This window comes from Pseudonocardia sp. NPDC046786, assembly GCF_040645415.1.
Classification (GTDB): Bacteria; Actinomycetota; Actinomycetes; order Mycobacteriales; family Pseudonocardiaceae; genus Pseudonocardia; species Pseudonocardia kongjuensis.
The window spans coordinates 23806-34449 of sequence record NZ_JBEYYF010000039.1 but is presented as its reverse complement, the minus strand read 5'-3'; the positions used below and the strand labels follow the sequence as shown (position 1 = coordinate 34449).

Sequence of the window (10644 nt, the reverse complement as noted above, 5' to 3'; positions counted from 1 at the left end):
GGCTCGTCCAGGATCTGCGGGAACTTGCCCTTCATCTCCCAGGCCAGGAACAGGAACTGCCAGTCGATCAGCTCGCGCAGCTCGGCGATCGACGGGGCGCACTCCCGGGTGCCGGTGAACGCCGGCACCGGCAGCTCGTCGAAGGCGACCTTCTCCGGGTTGGCGCGGGCCTCCTCGATGCCGAGCAGCGGCTTCTGCTCGCGCCCGGCGTGCTGCTCGCGCAGCCGCTCCTGGTCCTCGGCGTTGGTCCTCGACAGCACCTCGGAGCGGTCGTCGTCGAGCAGGTCGGAGACCACGCCGACGACCCGGGACGCGTCGAGCACGTGCAGCACGTCGCCGTCGTAGGCGGGCGCGATCTTCACCGCGGTGTGCTGCTTGGAGGTGGTCGCGCCGCCGATCAGCAGCGGCAGCTTCAGCCCGCGCCGCTCCATCTCCGCGGCCACACCGACCATCTCGTCCAGCGACGGGGTGATCAGCCCGGACAGCCCGACGACGTCGGCGCCCTCGGCCACCGCGGTGTCCAGGATCGTCTGGGCGGGCACCATCACGCCGAGGTCGATCACCTCGTAGCTGTTGCAGCCCAGCACCACGCCGACGATGTTCTTGCCGATGTCGTGCACGTCGCCCTTGACCGTGGCCATGACGACCTTGCCGTTGCCGCGGTCGGACTGGACCTCGCCGCGGGCCCTGGCCTCCTCCTTCTCCTTCTCCATGAAGGGCTCCAGGTAGGCGACCGCGCGCTTCATCACCCGCGCGCTCTTGACGACCTGCGGCAGGAACATCTTGCCGTCGCCGAACAGGTCGCCGACGATCTTCATGCCGTCCATCAGCGGGCCCTCGATGACGTCGAGCGGCCGGGCGGCCTGCACGCGGGCCTCCTCGGTGTCCTCCTCGACGTAGTCGACGATGCCGTGCACCAGCGCGTGCGAGATGCGGTCGCGGACGTCGTTCTCCCGCCAGGTCAGGTCGACCTTGCGCTGGGTGCCCTCGCCCTTGAACCGGTCGGCCGACTCGACCAGCCGGTCGGTGGCGTCCGGCCTGCGGTTGAACAGGACGTCCTCGACCATCTCCAGCAGGTCGGCCGGGATGTCCTGGTAGACGGCGAGCTGGCCGGCGTTGACGATGCCCATGTCCAGGCCGGCCTTGATGGCGTGGAACAGGAACGCGGAGTCCATCGCCTCGCGGACGACGCTGTTGCCGCGGAAGGCGAACGACAGGTTCGACACGCCGCCGGAGATGTGCGCCCCCGGGCAGCGCTCCTTGATCCGCGGCAGCGCCTCGATGAAGTTGCGCGCGTAGTCGTTGTGCTCCTCCATGCCGGTGGCGACGGCGAGGATGTTCGGGTCGAAGATGATGTCCTCGGGCGGGAACCCGGCCTGCTCGACCAGCAGGTCGTAGGCACGCCCGCAGATCTCGACCTTACGGTCGGCGGTGTCGGCCTGCCCGGTCTCGTCGAACGCCATCACCACGACGCCCGCACCGAACGAGCGGACGATCCTGGCCTGCTCCAGGAACGGCTCCTCGCCCTCCTTGAGGCTGATCGAGTTGACCACGCCCTTGCCCTGCACGCACCGCAGGCCGGCCTCGATCACCCCCCACCGGGAGCTGTCGATCATGATCGGCAGCCGGGCGATCTCCGGCTCGGTGGCCAGCAGGTTCAGGAAGGTCGTCATCTCCTCGTCGGACTCGAGGAGGTCGGCGTCCATGTTGACGTCCAGCATGTTCGCGCCGCCGCGGACCATGTCCAGCGCGACGTCCAGCGCGCCGTTGTAGTCCTTGGACTCGATCAGCCTGCGGAACCGCTTGGAGCCGGTGACGTTGGTCCGCTCACCGATCATCACGAAGCCGGTGTCCGGGCCGATCTCGAAGCGCTCCAGGCCGGAGAACCGGGTGCTCGTCGGCGCCTCGACCGGGACCCGCGGGGGCAGGTCCTTGACCGCGTCGGCGATCGCCCGGATGTGGTCGTGCCCGGTGCCGCAGCAGCCGCCGACGATGTTGACCAGACCGGCCTCGCCGAACTCGCGCAGCAGCGCGGCGGTCTGGTCCGGCGTCTCGTCGTAGCCGCCGAACGCGTTCGGCAGCCCGGCGTTCGGGTAGGTCGCGATGAAGGTGTCGGCGATCTCGGACAGCGCCGCGGCGTGCGGGCGCATCTCGTCCGCACCCAGCGCGCAGTTCAGGCCGACGACCAGCGGCTCGGCGTGCCGCACCGAGGTCCAGAACGCGTCCACGGTCTGCCCGGACAGCGTCCGGCCGGAGCGGTCGACGATCGTCACCGAGATCCACACCGGCAGGTGCGGCGCGGTGTCGCGGGCGGCCTGCAGCGCCGCCTTGGAGTTCAGCGTGTCGAAGATGGTCTCGATCAGCAGGATGTCCACGCCGCCCGCGTCCAGCGCGGCGATCTGCGCGGCGTAGGAGTCGTAGACCTGCTGGTAGGTGACGGCGCGGTAGGCCGGGTCCTCCACCTTCGGCGACAGCGACAGGGTGACGTTGAGCGGCCCGATCGACCCGGCCACCCACTTCGGCTCGCCGGTGGCCGCCTCGGCCTCGTCGGCGGCCTGCCGGGCCAGCCGCGCGGCCTCGGTGTTCATCCGGCCGGCGTAGTCCTCCAGCGCGTAGTCGGCCTGGCCGATCGTGGTCGCGGTGAAGGTGTTGGTGGTGGTCAGGTCCGCGCCGGACTCGAAGTACCGGCGGTGCACGTCGAGGATGACGTCCGGACGGGTCAGGTTCAGCAGGTCCGGGTCGCCGTTGGTGTCCTTGGGGTGGCCGTCCAGGAAGTCCGCCGTGTAGTCCTCGGGGGACAGCCCCAGCCCCTGGATGACGGTGCCCCACGCGCCGTCGATGACCCCGATCCGCCGGCCCAGCAACTCCCTGAGCTGTTGGGTCTTCCGCTCCACCCGTTGGACCCGTTCAGGGTCCGGTTGAGCTGCCGTGTTCTCGCCGCCCGAAGAGTTGCTCACCGAGTGATCCGCTCCCGTCGTAGATGACACGATCAGTCAGGCTACCCGCCGGCCGGGTCTCACCCGGGTTCTGAGCGTCCGGGGTCGTAGGCTGGTCCGATGACCGACCGAGAGCCGAGCACCACGGGTGGCGGAGAGACCCCCGACCTGGTCGAGCCGGTCCTCATCGCCGCGTTCGAGGGCTGGAACGACGCCGGGGAGGCCGCGAGCACCGCTCTGGAGCACCTGGAGCTCAGCTGGGATGCCGAGCCGCTGACCTCGATCGATCCCGAGGAGTACTACGACTTCCAGGTCACGCGGCCGCACGTGAAGCTGGCCGGCGGGGTGACCCGGCGGATCGAGTGGCAGACCACCCGGCTGTCCTGGGCGACGCTGCCCGGCACCGGACGGCACGTCGTGCTGGTCAACGGGATCGAGCCCAACCTGCGCTGGCGCTCGTTCTGTGCCGAGCTGATCGGTCAGGCCGAACGGCTGGGAGTGACGAAGGTCATCACACTGGGTGCGCTGCTCACCGAGGTCCCGCACACCCGCCCCACCCCGGTGAACGGGACGTCCTGGGACGCGGAGTCGCTCGCCGAGATGGGCACCGAGCCGTCGAACTACGAGGGCCCGACCGGCATCGTCGCGGTGTTCCAGCAGGCCTGCGTGCAGGCCGGGATCCCGGCCGTCTCGTACTGGGCCGAGGTGCCGCACTACGTCTCGCAGGCCCAGGTGCCGAAGGCGGCGGTGGCGCTGCTGCACCGGATCGAGGAGGCGCTCGACGTCGAGGTGCCGCTCGGCTCGCTCCCGGAGAAGGCCGAGGAGTGGGAGCGGACGGTCTCCGAGATGGCCGACGCCGACGACGAGGTCCGCGAGTACGTCCGCCAGCTCGAGGAGCAGGCCAACGAGTCGGACGAGGAGGAGGCGCGGACCGAGATGCGGGAGACCTCCGGCGACGCGATCGCCGCCGACTTCGAACGCTACCTGCGCCGCCGCGGCCCGAACTCCTGATCCGCCGGGTCGCGCTGTTCGCGGGCGCCTTCCTGGGCCCGTTCGGCGGTGGCCTGACCGCGGCGATCCTGCCGGAGCTGGGTGCCGAGTTCGGTGTCCCGACGGCGGCCGCGTCGGCGTCCATCACGGCCTACCTGCTGCCGTTCGCCGCCGCGCTGCTCGTCTCCGGCACGCTCGGCGAGCGGTGGGGCCGGTCCCGGACCGTGGTCGCCGGGTACGCGCTGTACGTCGTCGCCTCGCTGGCCTGCATGCTCGCGGCGACCTGGACGGTGTTCCTGGCCGCCCGGGCGTTGCAGGGCGTCGCGAACGCCTTCACCACGCCGCTGCTGCTGGCCGCGCTGGCCGCGACGGTGGAGCCCGACCGGCTCGGCCGGGCGCTGGGCTGGTTCAGCTCGCTGCAGGCCGCAGGCCAGACGTTCGCCCCGCTGGTCGGCGGCCTGGCCGCGGAGGTCGACTGGCGGCTGGCGTTCGGCGGCGCCGCCGCGGTCGCGCTGCCGCTCGGGCTGGTCGGGCTGCCCGGCGGGGCCGCTCCGGGGCCGTCACCGGCCGGGCGGCCGCGGCTGCGCTCGGTGTGGACCGGCCCGATCCTGCGGCTCGGGCTGGCCGCCGGGCTGGGCTGGGGGCTGCTGGCCGGGCTGAACTTCCTGCTCGCGCTGCGCCTGGAGGAGGTCTTCGAGCTCGGCTCGGGCGCCCGCGGGCTGGTGCTGACCGCGCTCGGTGTCGCCGGGATCCTGTCCGCCCGGGCGGTCGGCGGCGCGATCGACCGGATCGGCGCGCGCCGCTGCGTCGCGCTCGGCGCCGTCGGCGGGGCGCTGACGGTCGCCGGGATCGGCACGGCCCCGGTGCTCGCCGCGGTCGTGACCTGCTGGGCGCTGGCCGGGGTGTGCGGCCAGTTCGTCCTGGTCGGGGTGAACACGCTCGCGCTCGGCCCGGGCGGGGCGAACGGCGGCGGGGCGGTGTCGGTCGTGCAGGCGGGCCGGTTCGCCGGGACGGCGGCGTCGCCGATGGTCATCACCCCGCTGCACCACGCCGATCCGCTGGCCGCCTTCCTGGTGCCGGCCGGGCTGCTGGCGTCGGCGGTGCCCGCGGTGCTGGCCGTGGACCGGCGCCGGGCCTGAACCGGGCGGCGGCCGGTCCCGGGTGCGTCCCGGCCGGCCGGGACGGACCGGCCCTGCCGGCCGGGACACCGGCGGCGACACGGTGGTTCCCGACCGACATCCCGTCCGGAGAGGATCCCGCCGTGCACGCCGTCCCGCCACCACTCCCCCGCACCGCACCCACCCGGCTCGTCGCCGGCCCGCCCGGCACCGGCTGGGCCTGGTGCGGCGCCGCCGCCGGGCTCGCCGGCGCGGCCGGCCTGCTCGGCACCGCGGGCATCTACACCCAGGACGCCTGGGACGCCGGCGACAGCAGCCGGATGACCGCGTCGGTGGCCGAGCACAGCAGCATCGTCTGGGCGCACCAGGCGCTGTCCGCGCTGGTCGTCACGCTGCTGATGGTGTTCGCCGCCGGCCTGTACCGGCATCTCGCGCTGCGCGAGCCGCCCGGCGGCCTGGTGCCCGCGGTGGCCGCGGGCGGGGTGGCGCTGACCGCCGTCGCGGTGTTCCTCGGCGCCGGGCTGGACACCGAGCTGTGGTGGTCGGTCGGCGACGGCGCGATCGCCGATCCGGACACCGTCGGCTCGATGGTGGTCCACTACGGGGCGGTACCGTGGCTGTGGGGCGGTCTCGGCCTCAGCGCCGCCGCCGTCGCCCGCGCCGGGTTCGCGCGGCGTTCGGTGGGCCGCGGGCTCGCGGTCACCGGCGCGGTCGCCGCCGTGCTGCTGCTCGCCACCCAGCTGGCGCCGGTGCAGTACATCGCGCTGCTGCCCGGTGCGCTGTGGCTGATCGTGTCCGGGCCGCTGCTCGCCCGCAGCGCGGCCCGCGCGGCGGCAGACTGAACCGGTGACCTCCCGATCCGGTGCCGCGGGCGCCGTCCTGCTGGTGTGCGCCGTCGCCGCGGCGCTCGCCCTGGACGCCGGCGAACCGCTGACCCAGCTCTGGGTGCTGCCGTTCGTCGCGGCCTGCGCGGTGACCGGCGGGCTGGTGCTCGAGCACCGCCCCGGGCACCGGGTCGGCCTGCTCCTGCTCGGCTCCGCGGCCTGCTTCGCGCTGCCCGAGGCCGCCGGGCGGCTGGCCCTGCGGCTGCCGGAGGGCTCGATCGCGGCGGCCGCGCTCGGCTGGCCGCAGACCTGGCTGTGGGTGCCGGCGAACCTGATGCTGGTGCTGGTGCCGCTGGTGTTCCCGCACGGGACGGTGCCCCGCCGGGGCCGGCCCGCCGTGCTCGGGCTGACCGCACTGGCCGTGCCGGCCGCGCTGCTCGCCGCGGTGCGTCCCGGCCCGGACACCCAGCTCGGCGTCGGGACCCGGCCCAATCCGCTCGGCGTCCCGGCGCTGGCCGGCCTCGCCGAACCGGTGACGACGCTGTTCACCCTGGCCTGCGGGCTGGTGATGGTGGCCGGGGTGGTGCTGCTCGTCGTCCGCTTCGGCCGGGCCGCACCGGGCAGCACCGAGCGGCGCAGGCTTGCCTGGCCGGTCTGGGCGCTCGGGATGGCGGCGCTGGTCGTGCTCGCCCGGCTCGTCGCCGGACTCACCGACGACGAGCCGGGGCCGTGGCCGTCGGCGGTGCCGTTCTGGGAGCTGCTCGGCTCCACCGCGGCGCTGCTGGTGCCGGTGTCCATCGGGATCGCGGTGGCCCGGCACCGGCTGCTCGACATCGAGCTGGTGATCGGCCGGACCGTGGTGCTGGTCGTGCTGTCCGGCAGCGTCGTCGGCATCTACCTGGGCGCCGTCGCGCTCGGCGGGCGGATGCTGGAACCGCTGCTCGGCAGCCGCGGGGACCTGCCGGCGGCGCTGCTCGGCGTCGCGGTGGCGGCGGTGCTGTTCGCACCGCTGCGCAGCCGGTTGCAGCGCCGGGTCGACCGGTTCCTCTACGGCGAGCGCGGCGACCCCTACGCGGTGCTCGCCGGCCTCGGCCACCGGCTGGAGGCGGTCGCCGATCCGTCGTCGCTGCCCGGGATCGCCGGCACCGTCCGGGACGCACTCCAGCTGTCGTCGGTGCGGATCGAGGTCGACGCGGACGCCGGGCGCCCGATCCGCGCCGCCGCCGCCGGGCCGGATCCGGCGCCCGCCGGCGAGGAGATCGTCGAGCTGACCGCGGGTGCCGAGCACGTCGGACGGCTGGTGCTGGGGCCGCGGCCCGGCGAGCGAAGCCTGTCGGCGCGCGACCGCCGGTTGCTGCGCGACCTGTCCGGGCCGATCGCGAGCACCGTCCGCGCCGTGCGGGCGACCGACCGGGCCCGGCTGCTCGCCGAGGACCTGCAGCGGTCCCGGGAGCACCTGGTACGGGCCCGCGAGGAGGAGCGCAGGCGGATGCGGCGCGACCTGCACGACGGCCTCGGCCCGACGCTGGCCGGGCTGGTCATGCGGGCCGACGCGGCCCGGGAGACCGGCGGCGGGCCGGACGAGCTCGCCGAGATCGCGGTGCAGGCCAGGACCGCGCTCGACGACGTCCGGCGGCTCGTCGACGGTCTGCGGCCGCCCGCGCTGGACACGCTCGGGCTCGCCGGGACGGTCCGGGCCCAGCTGCAGGGCAGGCCGCGCGGCGTGCCGGCCGCCGAGCTCGACCTGCCGGCGCCGCTGCCGCAGCTGCCGGCCGCCGCCGAGGTGGCGGCGCTGCGGATCGTCACCGAGGCCGTCGCCAACGCCGACCGGCACGCCCGGGCCACCCGGATCGGGGTGGCGCTGCGGATGTGCGGCGACGACCTGCACGTCACGGTCACCGACGACGGGATCGGCCCGCCGGACGGGCCCGGGACCGGGGTCGGGCTGCGGTCGATGGCCGAGCGGGCCGCGGAGCTGGGCGGCCGCGCTACGGTCGGCCCGGCCGCCGGCGGCGGCGGGACCCGGGTGCACGCCGTGCTCCCGGCCGGGAACGGAGCGGGAGGTGCGGATGGACCGGATCCGGACGCTGATCGTCGATGACCACGCCCCGTTCCGGGCCGGGCTGCGGACACTGCTCGGCACCGCCGCCGACGTCGAGGTGTGCGGCGAGGCCGGGACCGGCGAGGAGGCGCTCGCCGCGGTCGTCGCGCACCATCCGGACGTCGTGCTGCTCGACCTGACCATGCCCGGGATGGGCGGGATCACCGCGACCGAGCGGATCGTCACCGCCAGCCCGCACGCCAGGGTGCTGGTGCTCAGCATGTCCGGCGACGACGACTCGGTGCTGGCCGCGCTGCGCGCCGGCGCCCGCGGCTACCTGCTCAAGGGCGCGGCCCGGGCGGAGATCCTGCGGGCGGTGCGCACCGTCGCCGGCGGTGAGGCGATCCTCGGCCCGTCGGTGGCCGGGCGACTGCCCGCGCTGCTGGCCCCGGCGACCCCGGCGCCGCTGCCGTTCCCGCAGCTCAGCGCCCGGGAGCGGGAGGTGCTGACCGGGCTGGCCGCCGGTCTGACCAACCCGCGGATCGCGGGCCGGCTGGGGCTGAGCGAGAAAACCGTCCGCAACCTGGTGTCGTCGGTGCTCGCGAAGCTGGGCGTGGCCGACCGGGCCGACGCCGCCGACCGGGCCAGGGCGGCCGGGCTCGGGCCGTGAACCGCACCACCACGCCCTGGACCTGAAGCGGGGTTCAGGGAGAACGCTCGGTCCCGGGACGCGGGAGGAGCGGGCGATGGACGGGGAACCGGGCCGGGGTGAGGTGACGGTGTGCGTGGCGGTGTGCGTGGCGGCGCCCGGGCCGGTGGACGCTGCGGCGGGCACCGGGTCCGGGCGGCACGAGCCGGGCCGCACCGTGGCCGGGACGGTCACCGCGCTCGGCCCCGGCGTGCCGGCGTGCCTGCGCGGCCGGCCGGTGCTGACCCGGGCCGAGGACGGCGTGGTGGACCGGCAGCTCGTCGTCCCGGCCGACGACGTCGTCGTCCTGCCCGGGCGGCCCGGCCCGGAGCCCGCCGCCGGCCTCGCCGACGACGCCGGGACCGCGCTGCGGGCGCTGGCGCTGACCCCGGTCCGGCCCGGGCAGGACGTCCTGGTGCTGCCCGCCGCAACCGGGCCGGGCGCGCTGCTCGTGCGGCTGCTGACCGACGCCGGCGCGCGGGTCGTCGGCGTCGTCCGCGGGGCACGGGCGGCACGGTCGGCGCTCGGTCTCGGGGCGGTGCACGCCGTCGACCACGGCCGCCGGGGATGGGTCGCCGGGGTGCACGCGCTGCTCCCGGCCGGGCCGGCGGCGGTGTTCGACGGGGCGGGCGGCACCGTCGGCCGGGCCGCCGCCTGGCTGGTCGCCGCCGGCGGCCGCTACACCTCCTTCGGCACCGCCCTCGGTCCGGCACCGGACTTCGGGCCGTGCGAGCCGCGGGCCCGCCGGATCACCGTCGCGACGACCTCGTGACCCGGGGACGGCCCGGGAGCTCAGAGGCGGACGCCCAGCAGCGCATCCAGCGCGGTCCGGACGGTCCCGGGGGCGGCCCGGTCCGCACCGCGGCGGGTGAGCGCCTCATCGGCCCAGGCGTCGACCGCGGCGAGCGCGCCGGGGGTGTCCAGGTCGTCGGCGAGGTGGGTGCGCAGCTTCGTCACCAGCTCGGCGGCGTCCGGCCCGGCGTCGAGCCGGACCGCCTCCCGCCAGCGGGCGACCCGCCGCTCCCCCAGCGCGTGCACCTCGTCGGTCCAGGAGCGGTCGGTGCGGTAGTGGCCGGCCAGCAGCGCGACCCGGATGACGTTCGGGTCGACCCCGGAGTTGCGCAGCTTGGACACGAAGACCAGGTTCCCCTTGGACTTCGACATCTTCTCGCCGTCCAGCCCGATCATGCCGGTGTGCGTGTAGTGCCGGGCGAACGGATGCTGGCCGGTGATCGACTCGGTGTGCAGGGCGCCGCACTCGTGGTGCGGGAAGATCAGGTCCGAGCCGCCGCCGTTGAGGTCGATCTGCGGGCCGAGCCGGTTCAGCCCGATCGCCGCGCACTCCACGTGCCAGCCGGGGCGGCCGCGGCCGAGATCGGTGGACGGCCAGGACGGCTCGCCAGGGCGCTCCATCCGCCACAGCAGCGGATCGAGCGGGTTCCGCTTACCGGGCCGGTCCGGGTCGCCGCCGCGCTCGCGGGAGAAGCGCAGCATGGTCTCCTGGTCGTAGTTCGACTCGTAGCCGAACCGGCCGGTGGCGGACACGTCGTGGTAGACGTCCGGGTACTCCGGGTCGTCGATCCGGTAGGCGGCGCCGGACGCGAGCAGCTTCGCCACCAGCTCGGCGATCTCCGGGATGGCCTCGACCGCGCCGACGAACTGACGCGGCGGGAGCACCCGCAGCGCCTCCATGTCCTCGCGGAACAGCGCCGTCTCGCGCAGCCCGAGGACGACCCAGTCGTCCTGGTCGCGCTCGGCCCGCTCGAGCAGCGGCTCGTCGATGTCGGTGACGTTCTGGACGTAGTGCACGTCGTGCCCGAGATCGCGCCACAGCCGGTGCACCAGGTCGAACGCCAGGTAGGTGGCGGCGTGCCCGAGGTGGGTGGCGTCGTAGGGGGTGATCCCGCAGACGTACATCGTGGCGACCGCGCCGGGTGCGGTCGGCCGGACCCGCCCGGTCGCGGTGTCGTGCAGCCGCAGCGGCGGACCGCTGCCCTCCAGTGCCGGGACGTCGGTCGGGGCCCAGGTGTCCATACGGTCAAACCTA

The 10644-nt window shown here is 75.0% G+C and carries 8 protein-coding genes; 6 read left to right on the top strand and 2 right to left on the bottom strand.

Translation table 11 applies throughout. The annotated features are described in order from the left end of the window. On the bottom strand, positions 1-2894 hold a 2894-nt coding region (metH, locus tag ABZ881_RS29365), incomplete at its 3' end, for a methionine synthase (protein ID WP_358489049.1). Between the two features lie 162 nt (positions 2895-3056). On the opposite strand from metH, the gene ABZ881_RS29360 reads away from it, so the two are divergent. The 6 genes from ABZ881_RS29360 (at position 3057) to ABZ881_RS29335 (ending at position 9369) form a co-directional block, all read left to right on the top strand. After that, positions 3057-3947: a PAC2 family protein gene (locus ABZ881_RS29360; protein WP_344017465.1), complete on the top strand. Its 891-nt coding sequence runs from the start codon at positions 3057-3059 to the stop codon at positions 3945-3947. Further along, on the top strand, positions 3944-5065 hold the full coding sequence (locus ABZ881_RS29355; RefSeq protein WP_358489052.1) for an MFS transporter: 1122 nt from the start codon (positions 3944-3946) through the stop codon (positions 5063-5065). The genes ABZ881_RS29360 and ABZ881_RS29355 overlap by 4 nt, the downstream gene beginning before the upstream one ends. A 122-nt stretch (positions 5066-5187) precedes the next feature. Then, complete coding sequence (locus tag ABZ881_RS29350; RefSeq protein WP_358489047.1) at positions 5188-5886, top strand: hypothetical protein; 699 nt, start codon at positions 5188-5190, stop codon at positions 5884-5886. A 4-nt stretch (positions 5887-5890) separates the two neighbouring features. Further along, positions 5891-7969 carry a sensor histidine kinase gene (locus ABZ881_RS29345; protein ID WP_358489044.1) on the top strand — a complete coding sequence of 693 codons (2079 nt, stop codon included), beginning with the start codon at positions 5891-5893 and terminating at the stop codon, positions 7967-7969. Beyond that, positions 7938-8579: a response regulator transcription factor gene (locus ABZ881_RS29340; RefSeq protein ID WP_358489042.1), complete on the top strand. Its 642-nt coding sequence runs from the start codon at positions 7938-7940 to the stop codon at positions 8577-8579. The genes ABZ881_RS29345 and ABZ881_RS29340 overlap by 32 nt, the downstream gene beginning before the upstream one ends. 76 nt (positions 8580-8655) lie before the next feature. Continuing rightward, on the top strand, positions 8656-9369 hold the full coding sequence (locus tag ABZ881_RS29335; protein ID WP_358489039.1) for a zinc-binding dehydrogenase: 714 nt from the start codon (positions 8656-8658) through the stop codon (positions 9367-9369). A gap of 20 nt (positions 9370-9389) precedes the next feature. On the opposite strand, the gene mshC is transcribed toward ABZ881_RS29335, so the two are convergent. Continuing rightward, positions 9390-10631: a cysteine--1-D-myo-inosityl 2-amino-2-deoxy-alpha-D-glucopyranoside ligase gene (gene mshC, locus ABZ881_RS29330; protein WP_358489037.1), complete on the bottom strand. Its 1242-nt coding sequence runs from the start codon at positions 10629-10631 to the stop codon at positions 9390-9392. Positions 10632-10644 lie beyond the last annotated feature (13 nt).